The organism is Haloferax sp. YSSS75, assembly GCF_046764215.1.
Taxonomy (GTDB): domain Archaea; phylum Halobacteriota; class Halobacteria; order Halobacteriales; family Haloferacaceae; genus Haloferax.
This window is the reverse complement of the sequence record NZ_CP177206.1, coordinates 832120-856438: the sequence shown is the minus strand read 5'-3', so window position 1 is coordinate 856438 and position 24319 is coordinate 832120. Positions and strand designations below refer to the sequence as shown.

General features: G+C 63.6%; 24 protein-coding genes. 11 read left to right on the top strand and 13 right to left on the bottom strand.

Annotated elements, in window-relative coordinates; genetic code table 11:
- Window positions 1-20 precede the first annotated feature (20 nt).
- On the bottom strand, window positions 21-1676 hold the full coding sequence (locus ACK3R5_RS04505; RefSeq protein ID WP_411968196.1) for an NADH-quinone oxidoreductase subunit D: 1656 nt from the start codon (window positions 1674-1676) through the stop codon (window positions 21-23).
- Window positions 1677-1774: 98 nt separating this feature from the next.
- Between ACK3R5_RS04505 and ACK3R5_RS04500 the strand changes: the two genes are divergently transcribed.
- Complete coding sequence (locus ACK3R5_RS04500; protein ID WP_411968195.1) at window positions 1775-2446, top strand: helix-turn-helix domain-containing protein; 672 nt, start codon at window positions 1775-1777, stop codon at window positions 2444-2446.
- A gap of 43 nt (window positions 2447-2489) precedes the next feature.
- Here the strand turns inward: ACK3R5_RS04500 and ACK3R5_RS04495 are convergent, their stop codons facing one another.
- Both ACK3R5_RS04495 and ACK3R5_RS04490 read right to left on the bottom strand, forming a co-directional pair.
- Entirely contained in the window at window positions 2490-3443 is a 954-nt protein-coding gene (locus ACK3R5_RS04495; protein WP_411968194.1) for a ribose 1,5-bisphosphate isomerase, read from the bottom strand.
- A gap of 67 nt (window positions 3444-3510) precedes the next feature.
- Entirely contained in the window at window positions 3511-4989 is a 1479-nt protein-coding gene (locus ACK3R5_RS04490; RefSeq protein ID WP_411962868.1) for an AMP phosphorylase, read from the bottom strand.
- A gap of 137 nt (window positions 4990-5126) precedes the next feature.
- On the opposite strand from ACK3R5_RS04490, the gene ACK3R5_RS04485 reads away from it, so the two are divergent.
- Complete coding sequence (locus tag ACK3R5_RS04485) at window positions 5127-5666, top strand: DoxX family protein (protein WP_411962867.1); 540 nt, start codon at window positions 5127-5129, stop codon at window positions 5664-5666.
- 324 nt (window positions 5667-5990) lie between these two features.
- Here ACK3R5_RS04485 and trxA read toward each other — a convergent pair whose 3' ends face one another.
- From trxA to ACK3R5_RS04465, 4 genes are all read right to left on the bottom strand, one after another.
- Complete coding sequence (gene trxA, locus ACK3R5_RS04480; RefSeq protein WP_411968193.1) at window positions 5991-6416, bottom strand: thioredoxin; 426 nt, start codon at window positions 6414-6416, stop codon at window positions 5991-5993.
- 247 nt (window positions 6417-6663) lie between these two features.
- Window positions 6664-6957, bottom strand: coding sequence for a hypothetical protein (locus ACK3R5_RS04475; RefSeq protein ID WP_411962865.1), 294 nt, complete (start codon window positions 6955-6957; stop codon window positions 6664-6666).
- Window positions 6958-7332, bottom strand: coding sequence for a helix-turn-helix domain-containing protein (locus ACK3R5_RS04470; protein WP_151109692.1), 375 nt, complete (start codon window positions 7330-7332; stop codon window positions 6958-6960).
- 27 nt (window positions 7333-7359) lie between these two features.
- The gene (locus tag ACK3R5_RS04465) at window positions 7360-8706 is read right to left on the bottom strand and encodes an NADH:flavin oxidoreductase (protein WP_411968192.1); all 1347 of its coding nucleotides are present in this window, start codon (window positions 8704-8706) and stop codon (window positions 7360-7362) included.
- Window positions 8707-8812: 106 nt separating this feature from the next.
- Between ACK3R5_RS04465 and ACK3R5_RS04460 the strand changes: the two genes are divergently transcribed.
- Window positions 8813-9841: a succinylglutamate desuccinylase/aspartoacylase family protein gene (locus tag ACK3R5_RS04460; protein ID WP_411968191.1), complete on the top strand. Its 1029-nt coding sequence runs from the start codon at window positions 8813-8815 to the stop codon at window positions 9839-9841.
- Between the two features lie 81 nt (window positions 9842-9922).
- Here the strand turns inward: ACK3R5_RS04460 and ACK3R5_RS04455 are convergent, their stop codons facing one another.
- Genes ACK3R5_RS04455 through ACK3R5_RS04445 form a run of 3 tightly spaced genes read right to left on the bottom strand, consistent with a single transcriptional unit; the run spans window position 9923 to window position 11498 of the window.
- Window positions 9923-10138 (bottom strand): hypothetical protein, encoded by a 216-nt coding sequence (locus tag ACK3R5_RS04455; protein WP_411968190.1) that lies wholly within the window; start codon window positions 10136-10138, stop codon window positions 9923-9925.
- A gap of 8 nt (window positions 10139-10146) precedes the next feature.
- Window positions 10147-10650, bottom strand: coding sequence for a macro domain-containing protein (locus ACK3R5_RS04450; protein WP_411962861.1), 504 nt, complete (start codon window positions 10648-10650; stop codon window positions 10147-10149).
- A gap of 2 nt (window positions 10651-10652) precedes the next feature.
- Window positions 10653-11498 carry an aldo/keto reductase gene (locus tag ACK3R5_RS04445; RefSeq protein WP_411968189.1) on the bottom strand — a complete coding sequence of 282 codons (846 nt, stop codon included), beginning with the start codon at window positions 11496-11498 and terminating at the stop codon, window positions 10653-10655.
- Window positions 11499-11604: 106 nt separating this feature from the next.
- Between ACK3R5_RS04445 and ACK3R5_RS04440 the strand changes: the two genes are divergently transcribed.
- Window positions 11605-12291: a YqjF family protein gene (locus ACK3R5_RS04440; protein WP_411968188.1), complete on the top strand. Its 687-nt coding sequence runs from the start codon at window positions 11605-11607 to the stop codon at window positions 12289-12291.
- Between the two features lie 42 nt (window positions 12292-12333).
- Here the strand turns inward: ACK3R5_RS04440 and ACK3R5_RS04435 are convergent, their stop codons facing one another.
- A complete protein-coding gene (locus tag ACK3R5_RS04435) occupies window positions 12334-14436 on the bottom strand; it encodes a prolyl oligopeptidase family serine peptidase (protein ID WP_411968187.1) in 2103 nt (700 codons plus the stop codon).
- 94 nt (window positions 14437-14530) lie between these two features.
- Between ACK3R5_RS04435 and ACK3R5_RS04430 the strand changes: the two genes are divergently transcribed.
- The 3 genes from ACK3R5_RS04430 to ACK3R5_RS04420 all read left to right on the top strand — a co-directional run bounded on the left by ACK3R5_RS04430 (window position 14531) and on the right by ACK3R5_RS04420 (window position 17448).
- The gene (locus ACK3R5_RS04430) at window positions 14531-14977 is read left to right on the top strand and encodes a transporter (RefSeq protein ID WP_411968186.1); all 447 of its coding nucleotides are present in this window, start codon (window positions 14531-14533) and stop codon (window positions 14975-14977) included.
- Window positions 14978-15115: 138 nt separating this feature from the next.
- A complete protein-coding gene (locus ACK3R5_RS04425) occupies window positions 15116-15580 on the top strand; it encodes a PH domain-containing protein (RefSeq protein ID WP_411962856.1) in 465 nt (154 codons plus the stop codon).
- The gene (locus tag ACK3R5_RS04420; protein WP_411968185.1) at window positions 15577-17448 is read left to right on the top strand and encodes a PH domain-containing protein; all 1872 of its coding nucleotides are present in this window, start codon (window positions 15577-15579) and stop codon (window positions 17446-17448) included. Before ACK3R5_RS04425 ends, ACK3R5_RS04420 begins: the two co-directional genes overlap by 4 nt.
- Here the strand turns inward: ACK3R5_RS04420 and ACK3R5_RS04415 are convergent.
- A complete protein-coding gene (locus ACK3R5_RS04415; protein WP_411968184.1) occupies window positions 17445-17780 on the bottom strand; it encodes a VOC family protein in 336 nt (111 codons plus the stop codon). The genes ACK3R5_RS04420 and ACK3R5_RS04415 overlap by 4 nt on opposite strands.
- Before the next feature lie 138 nt (window positions 17781-17918).
- On the opposite strand from ACK3R5_RS04415, the gene ACK3R5_RS04410 reads away from it, so the two are divergent.
- The 4 genes from ACK3R5_RS04410 to ACK3R5_RS04395 all read left to right on the top strand — a co-directional run bounded on the left by ACK3R5_RS04410 (window position 17919) and on the right by ACK3R5_RS04395 (window position 23530).
- Window positions 17919-18401, top strand: coding sequence for an Lrp/AsnC family transcriptional regulator (locus tag ACK3R5_RS04410; RefSeq protein WP_411962853.1), 483 nt, complete (start codon window positions 17919-17921; stop codon window positions 18399-18401).
- A 373-nt stretch (window positions 18402-18774) separates the two neighbouring features.
- The gene (locus ACK3R5_RS04405; RefSeq protein WP_411968183.1) at window positions 18775-20262 is read left to right on the top strand and encodes a proton-conducting transporter membrane subunit; all 1488 of its coding nucleotides are present in this window, start codon (window positions 18775-18777) and stop codon (window positions 20260-20262) included.
- Window positions 20252-22738: a DUF2309 domain-containing protein gene (locus ACK3R5_RS04400; protein ID WP_411968182.1), complete on the top strand. Its 2487-nt coding sequence runs from the start codon at window positions 20252-20254 to the stop codon at window positions 22736-22738. The genes ACK3R5_RS04405 and ACK3R5_RS04400 overlap by 11 nt, the downstream gene beginning before the upstream one ends.
- Window positions 22739-22834: 96 nt before the next feature.
- Window positions 22835-23530, top strand: coding sequence for a carbonic anhydrase (locus ACK3R5_RS04395; protein ID WP_411968181.1), 696 nt, complete (start codon window positions 22835-22837; stop codon window positions 23528-23530).
- 18 nt (window positions 23531-23548) lie between these two features.
- Here the strand turns inward: ACK3R5_RS04395 and ACK3R5_RS04390 are convergent, their stop codons facing one another.
- Window positions 23549-24208, bottom strand: a complete 660-nt coding sequence (locus ACK3R5_RS04390) for a bifunctional 4-hydroxy-2-oxoglutarate aldolase/2-dehydro-3-deoxy-phosphogluconate aldolase (RefSeq protein ID WP_411968180.1) — start codon at window positions 24206-24208, stop codon at window positions 23549-23551.
- Between the last annotated feature and the right edge of the window lie 111 nt (window positions 24209-24319).

Sequence of the window (24319 nt, the reverse complement as noted above, 5' to 3'; positions counted from 1 at the left end):
TGGGCGCGTTCGGTCCGCGTTCAGCGGTCGACTTCGCCCATAATCGTGTCGAGACTACCGAGTGCCGCGATGAGGTCTGGGACGAGTTCACCCCGTGCCATCTCGGGCAGCGCCTGCAAGTTCGAGAACGACGGTCCGCGAATCTTGAACCGGGCCGGCTTGTCGGTGCCGTCGGCGCGGATGTAGATGCCGAGTTCGCCCTTCGCCGCCTCGACGGCGCGGTAGACTTCCGTGTCAGGGTCGGGTTTGATGGTTCGAGGGACGTTCGCCTGGATATTCCGCTCGTCTTCCGGCCAGTCTTCCAGCAGGTCGACACACTGGTCGATAATCTTCGCCGACTCCTCGACTTCTCGGAGGCGAACGAGCAGGCGCGAGAAGTTGTCGCACTCCTCTTCGACGACGACGTTCCAGTCGAGTTCGTCGTAGTAGCCGTATGGGTCGTCGCGGCGGAGGTCGTAGTCGATGCCCGACCCACGAGCGACAGGGCCCGTCACGCCGTAGCTCTTGGCGATGTCCGGCGGAAGGATGCCGGTATCGACCGTCCGCGCCTGCATAATCTCGTTCGAGGTGAGAAGGTCGTGGTACTCTTCGAGTTTCTCGGGGAGGCCATCGACGAAGGTACGGACCTTCTCGAAGAACTCCTCTCGCGGTTCGGGAAGGTCCCAGACGACGCCGCCGAGTCGGAAGTAGTTGAACATCAACCGCTGACCTGTGAGGTCTTCGAGGACGTTCTGGACGAGTTCTCGGTCGCGAAGCGCGTACTGGAACGTGGCCGTGAAGTCGCCGATGACGTCGAGCGCGTAGGCCCCGACTGCCAGCATGTGCGAGAGGATGCGACTGAACTCGGCCGCCATCGTCCGGACGACCTGTGCGTACTCCGGCACGTCGATGTCGGCGAGTGCCTCGGCGGTGCGGGCGTAGGCCCACTCGTTGAGGAGGCCAGCACCGCCCCAGTCCCAGCGGTCGGGATACGGCATAATCTGGTGGCGGTAGGTCCCTTGCTGGCACTGCTGTTCTTCACAGCGGTGGATGTAGCCGATGTCGGGTTCCACGTCGACGACCTGTTCGCCGTCGAGAGCGACCTGCAAGTGCATGACGCCGTGGGTCGCCGGGTGGTGTGGACCGATGTTGAGTAGCATCGTGTTCCCACCGGAACGCCCGTCTCGCTGTAGCGGGTTCGCGTTCTCGTCGTACGTGACGATTTGCGGACGCCGTTGGTCGTACTCGCGACTGAGTGGATGGCCCTGCCACGTCTCCGGGAGGAGGATGCGGCGGAGGTCCGGGTGGCCCTCGTACCGGATGCCGACGAGGTCGTACGCTTCACGCTCGTGCCAGTCGGCCGTCCGGAAGACGGGTTCTGCGGACTGGCTGACCGGGTCGTCCTTCGACGTGGGGACGACGACACTCAGTTCGCGTGACGGGTCGTCGTACGACTTCAAGTGGTAGATGGACTCGTAGCGGTCCTCGTACTCCTGTGCGGTGACACACGAGAGGTGGTCGAATCCCAGTTCGTCACGGAGGGTCGAAAGAACTGCTTGCACCGCGTCTGGGCGAATCGTCACTTCGAGTGCGTGGACGTGGTGGTCGATGTCGAGGATGGCGTCACCCAGATGTCGAGAAAGTCTCTCTCGAAGTGACGCTGTCCGCGGCGGCGACCGTTGGGGTTCGAGCGACATGCTGATATCGTCAACTGAGCCTTCGCCCACGACCGGATTCGCCGTTCTGCCTCACTCGTGGGGTAGCTATTTAACCGGCGTAGAGTCAACTATCGAACATGAGGTCGCTTCGGTTGCGTCTCCACCCCGACGACGAGCAGATGCATCCGATGCACTCGTTCGTCGTCGACCACGAAGCGTTCGAACAGACGCGATTGCGCCACTGGAACCCCGCAGTAGACGACGTGAACACGATACTCTTCGAAGTCGTCGGGTCGGACATCGACGCCTATCGCGAAGCGCTCGAAGCAAGTCCGTCCGTGGTTTCCTACGAGGTGGTTTCGACGCCCGGTGAGACGTTCTACGTCACCGTTCAGGACGAGCTCTCCGTGGCGTCCGCAGAGCAAACGCACGCGTTCACCCAAGATGGACTCGTCGTCGTTCCACCGGTCGTCTTCGACGGCGACGGGTCTATCCACGTCACCGTCGTCGGGTCGGCGACCGCCTTGCAGTCGGCAGTCGACCGCACGCCCGAGGGAATCGACGTAGACGTCGTCGCAGTCCAGCGGTTTACCGGGCCGTCGGAGCAGTCGTCGGCGATGCTGTCACCTCGGCAGCGCGAGGCAGTCGAGACAGCTGTCGCGTGTGGATACTACCGAGAACCGCGTGCGGGCACCGTTGCGGACGTGGCAGACCGACTCGACTGTTCGGCCAGTACCGCCGCAGAGCACCTCAGAAAAGCGGAGATGAAGATTATGGCCGCCGTGGTCGACGACGGCAGTCGAACGTGAGGAAGCGCCGTCGGGGCCCGGTGTCCGGTTCCTAGCGTCCGAACTACGGTTCCGCCCACGGTTCGGTCGTCCCCTCACCGAACAGTTCGCGCATCAGGATGACGATGCTCTCGGGCGGGAACTGCCCGCGTTCGGTGACGATAGCGTCGACGTAGCGCGGCGGCGTCACGTCGAACGCCGGGTTCTTGACCTCCGGCGACCCGATTTCTTCGAGCGTCTCGTCGTCGATTATCTCTTCTGTGTCACGCATCTCGATGTCGACGGTGTGGCCCGTCATCGTCCCCGGATGGAGTTTGAGCGTCTGTGCGGCCACCATAATCGGCGTCCCCCTGTCGCGGGCGTTGACGGCGAGGCCACTCGTCCCGATTTTGTTGATGACGCTTCCGTCGGCGGCGACGGCGTCCGCGCCGACGAGCACGTGGTCCACGTCGTTGAGATAGCGCCGCGCCGCAGAGTCGACGATGAGCGTGACGGGGACGCCCATCTCGTGGAGTTCGCGCGCCGTGATGTGGCCCTGATTCCGCGGGCGCGTCTCCTTGACGATTGCTTCGATGTGTTTGCCCTGTTCGACTGCCGCCTCGACGCACGCGAGTGCGTCCGTCGAGTGACAGTGAGTCATGATGACGTCGCCGTCGCGGAGGCGATTCGCCCCGACCTGTCCGAGGTCCGCCTGCGCCCGTTCGAGTCGCGCACAGAACTCGTCTGCCGAGTCGACGACGTTCTGCCGGAGTCCCTCGACGGTCGTACTCGACATGCCGCGGAGGACGTACCGGAGTGCGTTCGGGAGACTCACGGCCGTCGGTCGGGTCTCGTAGAGCGTCCGGGCCGCGGCACGCAATTCACCCCGAAACGCCTCAGGGTCGGTCGCGTCGCTCTCTTGGGCCTGCGTCCGGAGGGCCCGAGCGACTGCGTCCGCGATGGTCGCCGCACCGCGGATTTCCATCGTGCCGATTTCCTCCGCGATGCGCCGCACCTCGGGGTGTACGCGTTCGTCCATACATCGACCTACGGCGGTCGAATGGAAAAAAGTCGCTGCAGGTGAGTCCGTGGCGGCGACTGTCGGTTCACATTCTATCGACGAGTGCCTCGTCGGGATGCCGGACGCGAACAGTCTCGACGCGTTCGGTGAGGTCGATTGCGTCGGCGAGTTTGTCCGTCGACTCCGCGTGGATGGTGAACAGCGCATCGCCGTCTGCGACCACGTCGCGGGTTCGGTTGTGTAACTCGATTCCCGCGCCGGGGTCTTTCGGCGCACCCGCGCGTCTGGCGATTTCGTTCACCAGACGGTTGTTGATGTGGGTGACGACGCCGTCTCTGTCGGCACGGACAGTGTGGGTGTTCCGACCAGGTGTGAGGTCCGCCGCCTCGACGTTTGGGTCGCCGTTTTGCGCCGCGAGTATCTCGCGAAACGTCTCGCGTGCCCGTCCCGAGTCGAGTATCTCGGTTGCGTCGGCGTCGACGCCGGCGGACTCGAACAGGAGGTCAGCGAGACGTATCGCCTTCACCCGCAGGTCGTTGGGGCCGTCGCCGGCGAGCGTCGCCAGTACTTCGCGCGCTTCGAGGATGGGCCCGACACCCCTCCCGACCGGTGCAAACCCGTTGGTGATGGCACACTCGATGGACATACCGAGATGTGTACCGACACGGTCGAAATCCTCCGCGAGTTCCCGTGCATCGGCGAGGCTCTCGACTTTCGCCCCTTCGCCGTAGGGGATGTCGACGACGACGTGTGTCGACCCCGCACTCTTTTTCTTCGAGAGGACGGAGGCGATGAGTTGCCCCCGTGGGTCGATAGAAAGCGGCGTCTCCGCGCGGATGATTTGGTCGTCGACCGGTGAGAGGTTCACCGCACCACCCCAGACGAGACACCCACCGGTCTCACCGACGATGTCACGAATCTCCTCGACGGAGAACTCCACGTCACAGAGGACTTCCATCGTATCTGCCGTTCCGGCGGCGGAGGTGACCGCTCTGGACGACGTCTTTGGGATTTTCAGTCCGGCGGCGGCGACGATTGGGACGATGATGGGCGTCACGCGATTCCCCGCGACGCCACCGATAGAATGCTTGTCTGCGATTACCGAGTCGTCCCACGTAATCGACTCGCCGATGTCGGCCATACACTCGGTCAGGTGGAGCGTCTCTTCCATCGACAACCCGTTCGTGTACGTCGCAGAGACGTACGCCCCGAGTTCCACGTCGGCGAGTCGTTCTTCGTAGATGTCGGTGACGATGCGAGAGAGTTCGTGGCGTTCGAGTTCGATGTCGTTGAGTTTCTTGCGGATGTAGTAGACCGAGTTGGGTTGCGGTGCGACAGAGACGTCGATGGTCCCTTCGATGTGGCCGAGTCGGCGGGTCACACCGAGCGTCCCCTCCGCGACGAGTTCGTCGGTCAACTCCACGATGCCGATGGTCGTCCGGTTGTCGTGTCTCAACTGGACGCGTTCGAGCGCGTGTACGCCGAGTTCTGCCGCGTCCGCCTCGTTGAGAAGGACCGTGGGGGACCGCGTCCCGATGTCGATGGGTTCGGCGACGAGTTGCATAGGTAGACTTGGTTGGAGGGTTACATAAACCGCCCTCGTAGAATCTCAGTTTGTCCCTCCTGATTCCTCAGTCGCGGGAACCACGTCGCCGTTATATTGGATTTCCGAGCGTCCTCTCGACTAGAGGTGTACGCCACATGGCAACCAACTATTTCGAAAGTAACGTCGGTGGGGTGACCGTCCACGCGGAGGCACACCCACTGAGCGTCTGGTTCGTCCTCGCGCTCAGAGTCACCATCGGTATCGCCTTCGCCGTCTCCGGTGTCGAGAACATCACCAGTGGGTTCGACGTGCGAAATTTCCTCCTGTATTCAGTGGTCGAAAACGGGAGTCCACTGGCACCCCTGTTCACCGCGCTGGGAGGAAACGACCTGTTCGTCCAGTTCGCCAACGTCGCCGTCCCGTGGGCCGAACTGTTCATCGGCCTTGCACTCGTCTTCGGTGCCGCGACGCGACTGGCGGCGTTCGGCGGTGCACTGATGATGTTCGTGTTCTACCTCGCCAACTGGTCCGTCGAATTCGGCATGGTCAACCTCGTCTTCGTAGTGGTGCTCCTCTCCGTCGCCGCCTTCGGTGCCGGACGCATCCTCGGACTCGACGTACTGGTCGAGCAGTACCGTATCGACGGGGTCCCACTCGTGGAGCGATACCCCTCGCTGCGCTACGTCCTCGGGTGAGAGCGAGACGGACGTCTGGTTGGTGTGCGAAGGGGGAATGCGGGCGGCGGAACACCGCCCGACGTGGTGATGGTGAAAACGAGGTGAGTGGGTAACCTGCCTTAGTGGCGGTTACCAGAGCGCCCCTGCGTCGACCTGTGGTGGACCGCAAGCGGGTCGGGGGACGACCCGCCCGAGATGGGGGGAACCTGATGGGGGAGTTCGTGGTGAGAGGCCCACGGCGTGGGGGAACGGTAGTGGGCCACTCGTAACCGCGGTGATGGTGGGTGATGGAACGCGCGGTCCGGTGGTCACGTCAGTGGACGCGTGTATGGTGGAGACTGCTTAGCCGAGGTGACTGTCGATGAGACCCTTCAGGTCGTCGTAGCCACGGACGCCCACGATTTGCTCGGCGACTTCGCCGTCTGCGAAGAGCACCATCGTCGGAACGCCACGAACCTGATACTGTGCGGCGAGTTGCTGGTTCGCGTCGACGTCGACTTTGACCATCGCGGCGTCGGTGTTCTCGGCGAGTTGCTCGACGGTCGGTTCGAGCATCTTGCACGGACCACACCAGTCCGCGTAGAAGTCTGCGAGGACGACGTCGTACTTCGAGACGGCCTCGTTCAGTTCTTCGGCACCGTTTACGTGGATGGGTTCACTGGGAGTGGACTCCACTTCTTCGACAGCACCGCTGCCGTCGCCGCGGAGTTTGGATTCGAGTTGTTCGCGCTTTTTCTGACGAAGTTCGTCCAGTTCGTCGTCGGACATACCTATCGGTACCGTCCGCACCCTAATAACGGTTTTGCACATTCTAAACAATATAATCGTGAGACGATGTGGCAGTATCGACACCCGAGGCACGACGGAGACGGCGAGGAACCGACCGATTGCGGTGGATTTAGCTCACGATGGCGAAGACGAGTTGGAAAACGGCACGTTGCACTCGTGTGAGCGATAGACAGTCGAGCGCGACGCGGTTGGCCACGCCCGACACAAAAATGGACGCGCGTGGTGGTTATTCGACGTACAGGGAGTAGGTGATGACGGCGAATCCGACGAGCGTCAACACGGCGTCGACGAGGACGCCCGTCGCCAAGTCGACGGCGAAGAGCACGTCGAACGCGCCCGCCAGGAGCGCCCCGAAGGTGACGATACCGAATCCGATGGCCAACGCTCGCAGCGACGGGGATTTCGTCCGTTTGTACGCTTTGTAACTGAAGTACGTGATGAGGCCGCCGAGGACGAGGATGCCCGTCTTGACGACGATGATGAACGTCGTCAGCGTCGGCGACGCGGTGAAGTGCCCCATCTACGTCTCCCTCCGTACTTGTGTCCAGATGTCTGCGATGCGCTCTTCGGGCGTCCGTTCTGGCCGGCCGACGGCCACGTCGAAGTCCCGTTCCTCGTTCAGAGCGATTCGCACTTCGTCGAACGCCACCTCGTACGTCGTCGCGTGGTGGCCGTCAGCACGAATCTGCGTCCCTTCTGCGAGGAGCGCCGCATCTGTGAGTAGGTCCAACTTTCGATACGTCGTAGAAAGCGGGATATCACACGTCTCAGATATTTCACTTGCCGTCATTGGTTCTTCGAGTCCTCTGATGATGGCTCGTGCGTCCGCGTCGTCGAGCGCGTCAAGCACCGCCGTAAGTTCGGCCGACTCCATCGCGGACCGGTCGCGCGCCATTATCGTGACACTTCGGCGAGAACCTTATTAACCCACCGGGTCATCGGCGTCGCCTGCGTGCATTTCCGGTGCCTCGTCGTATGCGCCCTCCATTTTCAGGGACCCCGCTCGTCGGAGCACCGACGGCGTTCGGCACACACCCGCCGCACCGGTCACCTGCGGCACTGCGCAGTTGTTACAACTCTCGCAGACGACACGTTCGTCTCCCGAAACGTTGGTGCCGAGGAGACGTGCGGGCAGTTCGGGTTCCGCGTAGAACGGCCGTGCCATCCCGACGGCATCGCACGCGTCACCGAGGAGCGTGTCGATGTGGCCGCGCTCGCGGATACCGCCTTCACAGAACACGGGGACAGAGACGGCATCGCGGACCCGTCGACACAACTCTGCGTTCCACGCGGGTTCGAACTCGTACCACGTCGCTTCGAGACGGTTCCCGAGTTCGACCAGTCGTGCCCGAATCCGACCGCCAAACGCGTCGGCGTACCCGTCTCGATATCTGTCGTCGTGCCACGCTCGCGCCGGGAACGACCCTCGGACGATGCTCGCGTCCCAGAACACCGACCCGGAGACGGGCACGAGTGCGTCGTATCCGGCGTCGTCGAGTCGGCGACAGATGTCGATAGCGTCGTCCTCGGTGAGGCGCGGACGGATGCCCGGCGGGGCCGCCGTCTCCGCAGGGACTTTCGTCATCAACGGCACGTCGCCGGCCTGTTCTCGTATCTCGTCGGCGACGACTTCGAGGAACCGCACACCGTCACCGAACTCGTCGTCGCGTCGGTTGTAAAACGGCGAGAGGAACTGGTGGACGATGCCCATGTTGGCCCCCGCGATGTGGACGACGTCGTAGCCAGCGTCGACTGCAAGCGCGGCAGACCGGCCGAAGTCCGCCGCGAGTTCGTACACCTCGTCTGTGGTCAGGACGTGTGCGTCGTAGTCGAGAAAGCCGAGCGTGTCGAGGAGGCGAAGCAGACGGGGCGGGCGCGAGACGGCGAGTTGCTGGAGATTCGGGTTGTCACGTCGATAGCCGGCGTGCCACGTCTCCATACTCCGAAGGCCGCCGTGTTCCAACTGGACGGCGATGGCGGCACCGTGGCCGTGGATGCGGTCGGTCACCGATTCGAGCGACTCGACGAACGCGGGGTCTGCGACGCGAGTCATCCCCGGGGCGGCACACCCGCCCGTCTCGCTGACGATAGTCGCCCCCTGACAGACGAGTCCGGCACCTGCCCGTGCCGCCGGTTCGAGTTCTGCTGCCAATCGTTCGGGTGCATCGTCTCCCGTGCCCGCACATTCGAGGAGTGGTGCACGATACAACCGGTTACGTAGCGTCAGCCCGCCGATTTCGACAGGGTCGTCGAGTCGAATGGAGGCCATAGCCAGTTGTGGTACCGGAGGGTGGTAAAGTCTCACTCGCGGTGGGACCACGCCAGCGGCGCGTCGCCAATCAATCTTCTTACGTGTTCCCCCCAACACACGTCACATGGAAGCCCAACCGTTTCGCTACGACTCGGAGGTACCTCCCGGTGAGGTTCGACACCTCCGCTACGAGATTAGCGAGACATATCTCGGTGACCCAGTCGAGATTCCGGTCACGATTATCAACGGCGCACACGACGGGCCGTCGGTGTTGCTGAACGCTGCGCTCCACGGCGACGAACTCAACGGCGTGAAAGTGATACAGGAAGTCGCGAGTCGGTACGACCCCTCCGAGATACACGGGACGCTCGTCTGTATCCACGTCGCGAACGTCCCCGGCTATCTGGCCCAACAGCGCTACATCCCGATTTACGACCTGGACCTCAACCGGTCGTTCCCCGGACGCGACGGGGCCAACACCGCAGAGCGGATGGCCAACCAGATATACCGGCACTTCGTCGAACCCTGCGACATCGGCATCGACTTCCACACGTCGACGCGCAACCGAACCACGATGTATCACGTGCGCGCGGACATGTCGAATCCGGCCGTCTTTCGACTGGCGCGTTCCTTCGGTGCGAACCTCATCCTCTCGGGGGAGGCCGAAGCGAGTTCCCTCAGGACCGTCGCCACGAACGACGGTATCCCGACGATTACCGTCGAGATGGGGCGTGCTCACCGGTTCCAACCCGCCCTCGTCGAACGCGCACTGGAGGGCGTCGAGAGCGTCCTCGCGGAGTACGCCGTGCTTCCGGGCGAACCGGTCAGTTGGCCCGGTTGGACGCGTATCATCGACTCCGCGACGGACAAGACGTGGCTTCGAGCAGACGTCGGCGGACTCGTCGAGATGCAGTATGGTGAAGTCCCACTCGTCCACAAAGGAGACACCATCTGCACCATCTCCGACCACTTCAAGACGCGCGAGACGCGCGTCGAAGCGCCCTTCACGGGCCTCGTCGTCGGCGTCCTCCAGAATCCAGTCGCCGCACCGGGCCACCCGCTGTGCCACCTCGTGAACATCGACGACGTGACGCTCCGCGAGATAGAACGCGAAATCGAAGCGGGTGAGTTCACCGAACGCCCGTGGAGTTAGACTGACGAGACGGGTCACCGCTTCCCAGTCGTCTCTCCCATCACCTCACTCGTCCGCATTCACCCGTCCGCACGTCCGCGTTCACCCGTCCGCATTCACCTGTTCGTGTGTGTGGTGGAAGAACCGCACGTGGGGTCGGCCGTCGTGTTCGACCGGTTCGAAACAGACCCGTCGGTACCGGGCGTTGTCGAGGAGATTGACCAGCAGTCCGTGGTCGTGGAGCGACACGGAGTCGTACGGTGTCGTACAGACCGGACAGACAGTCGGCGTCCGAGCGTCGGGTTCTGGGGCGGGCACGGTTTTGGTTACGCCACGTCGCTCGCGACACGGGAGAGCACGGCAAATTCGTCGTCGCTGTAGGCGATGAACCGAACGTCCCGAAGTGAGTCCGGGTCGAACGCGCGAATCTCTTCGGCGATGATGCGCGCCCCGTCTTCGAGTTCGAATCCGGCGACGCCACACCCCAGAGCGGGCACGACGAGCGACTCACACCCACGCTCGTCCGCCGCCTCCAGCGCGTTTCGCGTCGCGTCGCGGATGCTCGATTCGGTCGCTTTCCCGTCGCCGTAGTGCGGCATCGCCGCGGCGTGGACGACGTAGTCGGCGTCGAGCGCGAAGGCGTCGGTGACGGCGACTGCCCCGAGTTCGATTGGCCCTTTCGCCATCGCCGCGTCGTTCAACTCTGACCCGCCGCGTCGCCGAAGCGCGCCGGCGACGCCGGACCCCATGCGGAGACTCGTTCCGGCGGCGTTCACCAGTGCGTCGGCAGATTGGGCGGCGATGTCGCCCTGTACGACGGTGAACTCCATCGTCACTCCTCCAGTCGAGTCACGTCGTCGTCGTCCAGGCCGATGTGTGAGGCGGCGACGTTCTCACGCAGGTGGGGGACGCTCGCCGTACCGGGGATGGGCAACATCACGTCGGAGCGTTCGAGCAACCACGCGATGGCGATTTGCTGCGGTGTCGCGTCGTGTTTGGTCGCCACCGCCGACAGCGCGTCCGCCTTCTCTCCGAAGTCACCGCCACCGAGTGGGAACCACGGGATGAATCCGACTCCGTACCCTTCGCAGGCATCGAGGACGGCTTCGGACTCGCGGTTCGCGACGTTGTATCGATTCTGGACGGTTGCGATATCGACGATATCGCGCGCCTCGTCCAGTTGCTCGACGGAGACGTTCGAGAGACCGACGTGTCGAATCAGCCCCTCGTCTTTCATCTTCGCGAGCGCGTGGACCGACTCCTCGAAGGGGACGTGCGGGTCGGGTCGGTGGAGTTGATAGAGGTCGATACTGTCGACACGAAGCCTGTCGAGACTCCCGAGAATCGCGTTTCGCAGGTAATCCGGGTCGCCGTTGGGTTTCCAGTCACCGTCGGTGTTGCGGAGGAGTCCCCCTTTCGTCGCCACGACGAGTTCGTCGGGATAGGGGGCGAGCGTCTCGCCGATGAGTCGCTCCGAGACGGCGGGCCCGTAGGAGTCCGCCGTGTCGATGAGGTCGATTCCGTGTGCGAGTGACTCGTGGAGCACTTGCTTCGCGTTCTCGACGTCGTCCGGTTCACCGATGATGTCTTCCCCCGTGATTCGCATCGCACCGAACCCGAGTCGGTGGACCGTCAATTCGCCGCCGATGTCGAACGTCCCGCTGGCATTTTCGACCATACGTTCCTGATAGACGGCCAACACAGTGGACGTTTCGGCGAAACCGACGCCAAGTACGTCCCACGACTGCCGAAATCGACTCCCGTCGTCGGCCCGTACTGTGGCTATGGACCTCCTGTCGATGCGGTGGCGACACACGCTGTTCGCACACTGGCCAGTAGACCCAGATGTCGTACAGGCGCACCTGCCGGACCGCCTCACTGTGGCGACGTACGACGGGCGGGCGTGGCTCGGTGTCGTCTCGTTCGACATGGTGGACATTCGCCCGCGTGGGTCACCGGTCGGCCTCTCGTTTCCCGAAGTGAACCTTCGAACTTACGTCGAACCAGCCTCGGGTGGCGAACGCGGCGTCTACTTCTTCACCCTCGACGCCGCGGACCGCCTCGGCGTGACGACGGCCAGACTCGGGTTCCGATTGCCGTACCACTACGCCACGATGGCCGTCCGAGAGCGAGACGGCGCAATCGACTACCAGAGTTATCGGCCTGCGTCGCGCGACGCCCCCGCGGCACACTTCGACGCGACGTATCGCCCAGTCGGCGACCCGAGTCCGCCCGAATTGGGGTCGCTCACCGAGTTCCTCACGGAGAACTACCGCTTTTACACCGACGAGTGGCCAATCGTCGTCGGTGTCATCGACCACGACCCGTGGCCGATACAGGACGCAGACGTCGAGATACGGGCGAACACGATGTTCGAAGCGTGTGGGTTCGACCACCCCGGTGGTGACCCACTCGTCCACTACGCCCGTGAAATCGACGTGACTGCAGAACCGCCGGCGATACTGCACTGACCCGGCCACGACGAGAGGTGACCGGTCTCACGACCCGTCCGGTCAGTCGTCTTCGGCGGCCGGGTCGTGGCGTTCGTACCACTCGAGAATCTGGTCGAGACGGTGTGTCGCCCGTTCGGGCGTGCTTATCGAGTGGTGCTCGTCGGGATAGACGACGAGTTTGGCGTCGACGCCCTGTGCTTTCGCCGAGACGTAGAGTTGCTCCGACTGACTCGGTGGACATCGCCAGTCCTGCCCCCCGGCCATGACGAGAAGCGGCGTGTCGATGTTGCCGGCGTCGGTAATCGCCGACGAGGCGTCGATTGCGTCGGGTGACTCCCACGGGAGGCCGAACTCGTGTTTGGTCCAGAGGTGGTTGTCGTCGGTCCCGTACGCAGACCGAAGGTCGTAGATACCGTGTTCCGGGACTGCGGCGGTCAAGAGGTCCGTCTGCGTCACGAGGTAGCCTTGTGCGATGCCGCCGTAGGAGATGCCGTACCCAAAGACGCGGTCCGGGTCGGTCCACCCGCGAGAGACGAGGTCGGTGACGCCGGCGACGATGTCGTCGACTTCGACCGACCCCCACCTTCCGCGGAGTTGTTCGGCGAACTCGCGACCGTAAGAGGTTCCACCGCGGTAGTTGGGGCGGAAGACGAGGTAGCCCCGCGAGGTCAACACCGGGTGGTCGAACTTGAACTCCGGTTCGTCGTAGGACATGGGACCACCGTGGATGGCGACGACTGTCGGATACGGGTCGGGGTCGTCGAAGTCGAAGTCGGCGGGTGCGTAGACGATACCTTCGACTTCCCACCCGTCGCTCTCGAAGGTCACGCGTCGCACCTGCGGCATCTCGTACGCGTCCGTAATCTCCGAGTTGAGCGTGGAGAGTCGAAGGAACGACTCTGCGTCCGTCTCGGTGGCGGCGGCGACGTCGTCTACCGAGAGACCGTAGACGTCCCACCCGTCGGTCGGGTCGGAGACGACGAGTCCTGCGTGGCCACCAGCGACGTCGACCTGTTGAATAGCGCGGGAGTCGCCCTGCGCGTCGAACACTCGTTCCGGGTCGTCTGCTTCGGGGTCGAGCCTAACGAGTCGCGTCTTTCCCTCGTCGCCGACGAGCGTGTAGAGTTCCTCTTCGGAGGCCCACTGAGGGCCGACGTTCCACCCGAGCGTCCGGTCTAAGGATGCAGAGACGGAGCGAATCTCACTGGATTCCACGTCGGCGACGCGAATCTCACGCGGGATGTACCAGTTCTCTGGGTCGCCCGCCTGATACGCGATACGCGTGCCGTCGGGACTCCACCGAGGGGTGCCGAGTGCACTGTCGCCCGTCGTCACCTTCTCGACGTTCGACCCATCGGGGTCCGTGATGAACACGTCCTGAATCATGGTGTCGTCAGGGTCGTCCGCGTCCGACGTGACGAACGCGATGCGACCACTCGGCCCCCACGCGGGTTGGAGTCCTTCGAAGTCTGCGAACGCGCCCGCCGCCATCGCGTCGTCTATCCGCTCTGCCTCGCCGGTGTCGAGGTCCACCACGAACAGGTAGGTCGTCACCGTGTCGGTCCACCCGACGCTGTTTATCTTGTGCTGGAGGCGCTCAGTCTCGATTGGGCCGCCGTCTTTCCGCTGGTCGAGGTACGCCTGTTCCTCGTCGGTCGGGTCGCGCGCCGAGACGACGAGTCGGTCGCCGTCGGGCGACCAGTCGAACTCCGAGACGCCCTCGTCGAACGAGGTGAGTTGGGTGGCGTCGCCACCGAGTTCGAGGTCGAAACACCACACCTGTGGCTTGGGTTCGTCATCGTCGTCACCCTTCTCACCGTCGTCGTCGGTGGATTCGGCGGCGTCTTCGGTATCCTCGTCGGCCCCCTCCTCGTCGTCTCGTTTCCCCACGCGACGCGCCACGTCTTCGTCGCGAGCGGCGACGAACGCGAGTCGCCTGCCGTCGGGAGACCACGTGGGAGAGGCGGCACCGGGGAGGCGAGTGAGTCGGTGGGGGGCGCGAGACCCGTCGGCCGGGGCCACGTAGAGCGATGCGACGCGCTCGTCTTCCTCGGGGTCGAATTCGGCTACCGTGAAGGCAATCCGTGACCCATCCGGTGAGGTGGCGACGTCCGTCGGAATCGAGAGGTCGTTGAACGCGCTTAGCGGTAACTCTGCTGACATGAGTTGGCCCACTCGGCCGGGAGACAAATGTGTTTGCGTCGGCGAACCCGTACGAAGGTGAAACCTTCAAGCCCCGCTGAACGAAGGCGGTGGTATGGCACTCATCGATACCGTCATGGCAACAGTTCACCTGGTCGTCGGCGGCCTCTGGACGGGGAGCGTCCTCTTTTTCGCGCTCGCCGTCCTGCCGACGGCCCGGTCCGGGGATATTCGCGCGAATTCGTTCGAATCGATTATCAGTCGTCTCACGATAGGGTCACGCATCGGAGCGCTCCTCATGTTCGTCACCGGCGGCCACCTCGCCGGCACTCGCTACACCGTGGGAACGCTCTTCGGGTCGGGCCGTGGCCACCTCGTCCTCACGATGCTCGCCCTCTGGTTGGTGCTGACTGCCCTCGTCGAAATCGCACAGAGTCGAGCGAAAGACGGACTCGAACGGAAGAAAGTGCGCACGCCGGCGGAGAACGCCGCACCGCTGTATCTCGGCGCTGCACTCGTCGCCGTCTTACTGCTCGTCAACGCCGGACTCCTCCTCAACTGACCGCCGGGCGACGCTACGGCACCCGACCATCGACTGACGGAGTGACAGTTTCGGCCACAGGCCCAGTCGGCCACAGATATTTATCTACTGCCGGCCCACCCTGAACTATAGTATGTTCACGTCCACGGAGGGAGACAGATGAATCGTCTCCACCCTCGGATTCGTCTTCTCTGGGTCGCCCGAGCGGTCGTTCTCGCCGTCGTCCTCGGTGGCGCGACGGGTGCGGCCGTCCTGTTTACGTCGCTTCCAATACCTACCTACGCCCCGTTCGTCGTCGGTGGGCTCTTTCTCGTCGTCGGCGTCGTCTACGCACTGCTTCGATATCGAGCGTGGCGGTACGAGATTCGTGACGACTCGCTGTATCTCCAGCGAGGCGTCCTCACGAAAGTCTACACCGTCGTCCCCTACGTCCGCGTCCAGCACGTCGATTCGGCACGCGGCCCGCTCGAACGACTCACCGGCCTCGCCTCGACCATCGTCTACACGGCCGGGTCGCGCGGTGCCGACGTGTCGGTACCGGGATTGACTCCCGACGGTGCCGAAGAACTCCAAGACACGTTGAAACGTCTCGCCATCCGGGCCGAGGGCGACGACGCGGTATGACCAACCTCTCGCCACTCTCGGTCCCCTATCGGACGGCACAGCGCAGCGTCAGTATCGCCTTCGCGCTCGTGTTCCTCGCGTTCTCGGGCGGGGCCGCCTTCGGTGGCATCCTCGGTGGCCTCGGTGCCGTCGCACTCGTCGGATTCGCGGTGCTCGCCATCGCAGGCTACGAGTTCGCCTACTACGAGCGATTCGAGTACGAACTCACCGACGACACGCTCGACATCCGGTCCGGCGTCTTCTCCCGCCGGAATCGGGAGATACCCTATCGCCGCATCCAGAACGTCGATATCTCACGGAACGTCGCGCAGCGACTCTTCGGACTGGCGGCCGTCGACCTCGAAACCGCCGGCGGCGGCGGAACCGAGGGTAGTCTCCGGTTCGTCACCTACGAGGAGGCCCAACGCATCCAGAAGGAAGTCGCCCGTCTGAAGCGTGGGAAGACGTCACCCGACGCGCCGGAACCGGACAGCGAACTCCTCTTCGAGTTGACGCCGCGCGAACTCGGCATCGTCGGGGCACTCTCGTTCGACCTGCGCCTCCCCGGACTCATCTTCGTCTTCGTGACGAGTTTCCTGCCCGTCGTCGCGTCGTTCGTCGACGTGCCCGTCCCCACGCGGGGCATGCTGGCCGGCGTCGTCGGCGTCGTCGTCCTCGCGTCGCTCGTCGCACTCGTGTCGTGGGTCGCCGGATTCGCCTCGGCCGTGGTGAACTACTACGGGTTCCGCCTGACCCGCGTCGGCGACGAACTCCAGTACGAACGCGGCCTCATCCAACATTACACCGGGTCGATACCCATCGACAAACTCCAGACGCTCACTATCGAGGACAACCCCCTGAAACGGCGGTTCGGCTACGCGACGCTCCTCGTGGAGACGGCAGGGTACGCACCCGGTGGCGAGAACACAGGTGGGTCGAACCGGACGCGTCGCGGGTCCGAAGCGGCGATTCCGCTCGCGACTCGTGACCGCGTTCGCTCGCTAGTCGAAGAGATAGAGGGCGTCTCCGAACCGACGTTCGAACGGCCACCGTCTCGAATCCGTCGGCGCTACGTCGTCCGGTATCTACTCGCAGTTGGCGCCATCGTCGCCGCGCTCTACGGGTTGAACGCCCTCTTCGGCGGTATCCCGTGGTACGTCCCACTCGGGTTGATTCCCATCGCCGCCATCGCCGGCGTCTATCAGTACCAACACCGTGGCCGTGCCCTGACCGAGAACCACTTCGTCACGCGAAACGGCTTCTGGCAACGCGAGATTCGGTTCGTCCCGTACTATCGCATCCAGACGGTCATCGAGACACGAACAATCTTCCAGCGTCGCTGGCGCGTCTCGACGGTGACAGCAGACACCGCCGGGAGTCTCTCGCTCGTCGGCGGCGACGCGACGGCAGTCGACATCGAAGCAGACGACGCCGCGACACTCCGCGACGAGTTGAGCGAGCGCCTCCGTGGTGCACTCGCCGAGCGTCGAGAGGAGCGACACCGTGCTCGACAGGCGGCACTCGGTATCGAGATTGCCGAAGCGGAAGAAGGCCGAACCGAGATGACCGCCGACGCCGTCATCACTGGCGACGACGGGCAAATCGCCTCCGGACTGGTCGACGAGGCTGAACCCGACTCGAACCACGCAGTCGAACAGACCGAGGTTGAACACAGCGGTGAGACGGCAACGGACGCCGAACCTGAATCTGAATCTGAACCTGAGCCAGCCACCGAAACCAGCGCCGACAGCGACGCCGAAGACGGTGTCGACACCGACGAGACGGAGGAAACCGAGGAATCGAACGACGAAGACGCCACCGAGTCGAGTCAGTTCATCTGGGGAGAGTCAGTCACAGACGAACGTGACGACGCGGACGACGAGCGTTAGTCGAGAAACACCTGAAACTCGGCGGCACGTCCGTCCGGGTCGTCTGCGAAGAACTGGTAGATGCCGTAGGTGTCGTTTTCGTGTGGGTCGTCGCGTGCGACGTCCGCGAGGGCGTCGTGCCTCTCGTCGACGGCGGCTTTCGAGTCGTAGACGAACGTGAGGATGCCACAGTCGTCGGTGTCGGGGCGGTCACAGAACCCGAACCGAAAGCCGTCGAAGTCGAGGATGGTACAGTCGGCCTGTTCGACCCACACCTCGGCGCCGACACGGTCGGTGTAGAACTCCACCACTGCGTCGTGCTGTTCCGTTCCGAAGAAGACGATTCCAGACATACGTCTGTTGCGACGCTCGCGGCCAAAATCGTTCCGGGCACTGATTGTCCCGAGAGACGAGATGAAAACCGGTGCAGGCCGTCGGTGACCGACCCGGGAGAGCAAAATATCTTTCTCGCGCCCTCGAGACGTACGACTATGGTTGACTACCGCATCGACGACGTTGACCGCGCCATCCTCCACGCCCTCCAGGAAGACGCACGAAACCTGTCGTCGGGCGATATCGCAGAACGGGCTGGAACGTCCGACAGCACCGTTCGAAAGCGTATCAAGCGCCTCGAAGAGCAAGGAGTCCTCAAAGGGTATCAGGCCACTATCGACTACCAGAAGTCGGGGTTCCCGTTCAAGATGCTCTTGTTTTGTACCGCACCGATTCCCAAACGAGGGGCGACGATACAGGAGGTGTTGGCTATCGACGGCGTCGTCTCCGTGCAGGAACTGGTCACCGGCGAGAAGAATATCCTCGTCACGGTGGTCGGGGAAAACGACGACGACGTCACACCGGTCGCACAGGAACTCCTCGACCTCGGCCTGACCGTCGCCGACGAGGTGCTCGTTCGAAGTCACGAGACCACGCCGTTCGGTGGGTTCACGAAAGAACAGTCCACGGATTCTGAGTGACTGACCGCCCGACTGCGTAGCGCTCACCGCTTTCTGCTCACCTCCCAGTACTCCCAGTCCGAACGATTCGCACCGGTGAACTCCACGAGTCGAACAGCGCGTTCGATTACCTGCGCCCTGGCCATCGACGGCAAACGACAGTTGAGTCGACAGACATCCTGGTGAACGGGCGTCTCTCCCGGAAACACCGGAGTGTCTGGTACGTGGCAACATAGACCATAATGTTCTTTCATGGGCGTTTTAGAGAACAAATTGTTCGGATAGTAGATTTTATCAATGAATACGTTCGTACTACTGGACTAACGAGGACAGTCAGTGATTGGGCCGCCCGCATCGATGGGTGGACTCACGGACTGTCGACAGCACACAACCGATGACAGACGAAACGAGACTCCCTCGGGTCGGACCGCTCCCGGAAACGACGGCGGAGACGCCACGGCTACCGGTCGCACTCACGCGAGTCGTGTGGGTCCTGTGGGCGGTGAGCCTCGCCGTGGCGGGACTCCGACTGTCGAGTTCCGAGAGTTGGTCGCTGCTGGGGCTGTTCTCGGTGGACGGACTGACCGTCGTGATGTGGGTCGTCGTGACGTTCTTCAGCGGTATCGTTCACAGTTACTCGCTGCGCTACATGGCCGGAGACAGCCGGTTCACCCGGTTCTTCGGCACCGTGTTCGCGTTCACGCTCGTCGTGATGGCGCTCGTCGCGGCGGATTCGCTCGTCGCCTTCGTGGCGCTTTGGCTGACGATGGGACTGGTGATGGCCACTCTCATCGGCCACGTCGACTCGTGGACGCACGCGCGGACGGCAGCAGCACACGCCCGTCGCTCCTTCGTGGGAAGCAGTGCGTTGCTGGCTGTCTCCTTCGCGGCGTTGTGGTGGGAGACCGGTGCGACGACTGTGTCCGGAGTCGCCTCGGCGGAGATTACACCCACGTGGACCGTCGTGTTCGCCGTTGCAGTACTCCTGTTGGCGGCGATGATTCAGTCCGCACTGCTCCCGTTCCACACGTGGTTACTGTCGTCGATGACCGCGCCGACGCCCGCGTCGGCACTGATGCACGCCGGATTCGTCAACGCGGGGGGAATCCTGTTACTCCGGTTCGCTCCGGTCGTCACCGTCGACGATGGCTTCATGCTGGCTATTGTGGCCGTCGGCGCGACGAGTGCCATCCTCGGAAAACTGCTGAAGACCGTCCAGACCGACGTCAAGAGTCAACTCGGCTGTTCGACTGTCGGGCAGATGGGGTTCATGTTCATGCAGGCGGGACTCGGATTTTTCGCTGCCGCCATCACCCACCTCATCTTACACGGCTTCTACAAGGCCTACCAGTTCCTCTCCGCCGGGGGCAGTGTCGAACGCAAAAGCCCGGACGGGAAGCGTACCGTGGGCCAGTCGACGGGAATCGCCGGTGTCGCCACGACGGTGCTGACTGCACTCGCCGGCGGCGTCGTATTCGCCGTCGCAACTGGGGAGGGGACGGCGCTCGACAGTGGGTTGCTGCTCGCTGGACTCGTCGTGCTGACCACGATGCACGCCGCCCGCGAGACGGCCCGCCACACCGACCTGCCCGCGTTCCTTCGCTACGGGGCCGTTCCGCTGTTGTTCCTACCAGCCATCGGGGTGTACGCGGCGGTGTACAAACTCGTCGAGCACGCGTTGGTCGGGGTACCCATCGTCACGGCACCCACCGAACTAACACCCGTTCACGTCGCTGTCGGCGCGGCGTTCCTCGTGGCGTACGTCGTCATCGAGAGCGGTGTCTACCGCCGCAGCACTCGCCTCTACGTGACGCTCGTGAACGCGACGCGCCCCGCGGCCGGAACCATCGTGACGAACAGAGAGGAGTACAATGAGTACTAACGAGACGATTCACGACATCATCGAACAGGCAGCAACGAGCGTCGGGTCGGTCTGGCCGATTCACTCCTTCGTGACGGCCAACCCACTCAGTGGCTTCGAAGACCGACCGTTCTACGAGGCCGTCCAACAGGCCGAAGACCTGTTCGGCGGTGACGGCTACCCGAGTGCCGACGTGTTCCGCGCGGCCCTCGACACGGGTCAAATAGACCCGGAGACGCTTCGGAGTGAACTGCGTGCACACGGATACGAGGAGAAACCGTCGACGCTCTTGACCCGGATGGAGACCGAAGCGGAACAGACTCCCGAAGACGACGACCAGAGTCCGCACGACGCCGTCGACGCTGTCCTGACGAAGTGGCTTTCGGCCTTCCTCGACGAGGGGCAGGCGACGTGGCCGATGCCGAACCGCGAGCGTGGGTTCTACGCCGCATTCCGTTCTGCGGCGCGTTACGACCGGTCGCTCCCGGATAGGAGTGCGGTCGACGGCCTTCCGGACGACCCGGCCCAGGCAATCGAACAGGCCGTCTCGACGTATCCACGGGACCAGTTGGTCGACATCTTCGAGTTCCACCTCGGGAGGCTTCCGGGGTGGACCGGGTTCGTCAAACAGCGGGCCGCCAGCGGTGGAGCGTGGCAGACGACGTACCCCATCACGCTCACGGAGTACCTCGCCGTTCGGTTAGTTCTCACAGACTGCTTCGACGCGTCGCTCGCCCCGCCGACGTACCCGACCGAATCGACACGGACCGAAGGGAGCACACAGGAAGACGACGACGTCCCGCTCCCGGAACTCTGGTTGAACGCGTGGGAGGCCACGTACCGCACCCAACTCGTCGAGGCGATTACCGAACAGCGTCAATCGGCGTCTACCCCAGCAGATGGTGAGACTGCGGTCACTCTCGGAGACGGCGGCCGTCCGGACGCACAACTCGTCTTCTGTATCGACACGCGTTCAGAGGTCATCCGCCGGCACGTCGAGAACGCGGGTGCCTACGAGACGTACGGCTACGCGGGTTTCTTCGGCATCCCCATGCGCTACGAAGCCTACGACGCCGACGCAACGATAGACGCCTGTCCACCCATCCTCGATGCGCAACACTACGTCGCCGACGAACCGGCCGACGAGTGTGGCCACGAACACGGACGCAACCGCTTCGACACGTGGGCGGACAGTTCTCGTGCCACCACGAACGTCCTCAAATCGCTCAAGTCGAACGCTTCGACCGTTTTCAGCTTCGTCGAGAGCGCTGGAGTTGGCTACGGCCTCGCACTCACCGCACGGACGCTCTTTCCGGCGCGTGTGTACGACTTCCTCAGCGCCACTTCGGAGCGGGTCCCGTCCGACGCCGACTTCTGCGAACCAGCGCTCGACTACGACCCGGACGGCGACGGCGCCCTGCCACACGGACTGTCCACGACGGAGAAAGTCGAGTACGCCGCCACCGCGTTCGACCTGATGGGATGGGACGAGTTCGCGCGCGTCGTCGCGTTCGTCGGCCACGCCAGTCAGACCGCGAACAACCCGTTCGAGTCCAGCCTCGACTGCGGTGCCTGTGCCGGCAACGCCGGCGGTCCGAGCGCTCGCGTCCTCGCGGCTATCTGCAACGACGACGAGGTCAAATCCGCACTCCGTGACCGGGGATTCGACATCCCCTCGGACACCGTCTTCGTCGCCGGCGAACACAACACCACGACGGACGACGTGACGCTCTTTACCGCGTCTGTCCCGGAGAGCCACGAGTCCGACGTCGAACAACTCCGTTCCGACCTCGAAACTGCCCGCGCCGGCGCGGCCGCAGAGCGGACCGAATCGATGGACGCGTCGACAGCGGGGACTCGCGAAACCGAACGCCGCGCGACAGACTGGGCAGAGACGCGCCCCGAGTGGGGACTCGCGGGCAACGCAGGTTTCGTCGTCGGCCCCCGGTCGCTCACAGAGGACCTCGACCTCGGCGGCCGTTCGTTCCTCCACTCGTACGATTGGCAGGCCGACGAATCGGGCGAGGCGCTGGCGGCCATCGTGGGTGGTCCGATGGTCGTCACCCAGTGGATAAACATGCAGTACTACTTCTCGACAGTGGACTCCGCCGTCTACGGTAGCGGGTCGAAGGTCACCCACAACCCGGTCGGAAACGTCGGCGTCTACCAGGGGAACGGTGGCGACCTGATGACGGGACTGCCGCTCCAGTCGGTCAAGGCGGCCGACGACGACCCGTATCACCAGCCGCTGCGCCTCTCCGTGGTGATTCACGCTCCGGTCGAACGGGTGACCTCGGTCCTCTCACAGAATCCCGACGTCACCGAACTGCTGGACAACGGTTGGCTCTCGCTGACCGTCGTCGACCCGACACAGAACGGAACCCCATTCGAGTACGACGGCAACCTGACGTGGACGGGCGAGGGAGCGCGTGAATCGGCGGATGACCGGGAACAGCCAGAGAAACCGGCCGCACAACCGATGACGGCCGACGACTGACTGGACGGCTATCGACCACTTGTCGGGGACGAGCCCGAGCGGTGAATCTTCGCACCGCCCCCGGTATTTACTTCTGGAGAGCGGTAACTTGTCACAATGTCGAATTCGGTACTGGAGTCGCTCTTGACTGGAAACGCCCACCACGTCGCACACCTCGACGCCTGCCACTTCGAGGGGGTTCGAGACGCACAGGAACCACCAGTCGTCTCCGTCGGATGCTCGGATTCTCGCGTTCCGGTCGGCGCGCTCTGGAATACCGCCGAACCGGGAAGGCTCTTCAAATCGGTCAACATCGCCAATCAAGCGTGGACCGATATCGACGGCAAACTCGTGGTCAACGACGTCGTCGGCTATGCAGTCGCCGAACTGGGCGTCACGGATATCGTCATCCTCGGACACACTGGGTGTGGCGGAATCGCGGCAGCGTACGAATCCGTCGTCGGCGAGGGTTCGAAAGACTTGCCCGCGGCAGTCGAAGCGGCCGTCTCCCGTCTCGTCCCGTTAGTCGAAGAAGCGCGCGAGTTGGGCCTGTTCGACGAAGACACTCCGACGGCCGACGCAGTCAATCGACTCGTCGAGTACGCCGTCGTCCGGCAGGTGGAGTTCCTCACCGAGAGCGACGAAGTCCCCGAATCGACCGACTGCTGGGGCTTCGTCTACGACTTCCAGCACGCCTACGGCGACGACGACGGGGCCGTCTATCTCGTGGCCGCAAACGGCGATTCGGACCCCGAACGCGTCGCCGAGTGGGTTCCAGACGAGTTCGAAGGCCGGGTTCGGTCGATTCGGTGAGCGGTCGGTTCGGGGTGGTCAGTCCTCGCGGGCGTCGTCGATAATCCGTGAGAACTCGCGGGCCGTCTCGGTGATGGCCTCGAAGTCGCCGCTAGCGATGGCGTCGTCGTCCATGAGTGCCCCACCTGCGCCGACGACGACGGCCCCCGCTTCGATGTAGTCCGCGGCGTTGTCGAGTCCAATCCCGCCGGTCGGCATCATCGGAATCTGCGGGAGTGGGCCTTTCATACTCTTGAGGTGCCCCGGTCCGAGCGACGACGCGGGGAAGACTTTCACGAGGTCAGCGCCCGCCGAGTAGGCGTCGACGGCCTCTGTGGGCGTCATGATGCCCGGAGCGACGAGCGTGCCGTACCGGTTACACGTCTCGACGACGCCCTCGTCGAAGTTCGGTCCGACGACGAACTCCGCACCGGCCTGAATCGCCGCGTTGGCCGTCGGCGCGTCGAGGACAGTCCCCGCGCCCACGATTGCTTCGTCGTCGGAGAACGACGCCGACACCTCGCTGATGAGGTCCATCGCGTCCGGGTTGTCGGCCGTAATCTCGTATGCGGTGACGCCGCCTTCCTTCAGCGCGTCGGCGACGTCGATAATCGTGTCCGCGTCCGCGCCCCGCATCACTGCGACGACACCGCTGTCGGCGATTCGTTGCATGTCCTCGTGTACGTCGAGTGTGACCATCGGTATCTCGATATTTACTACAGAAGTTAATAAATTGGGGTCCATTCCCCGGAGCGACGAACCTCCTTGTCGAACGTCATCATACGACATGCTCAAATATTCCGAGGACTA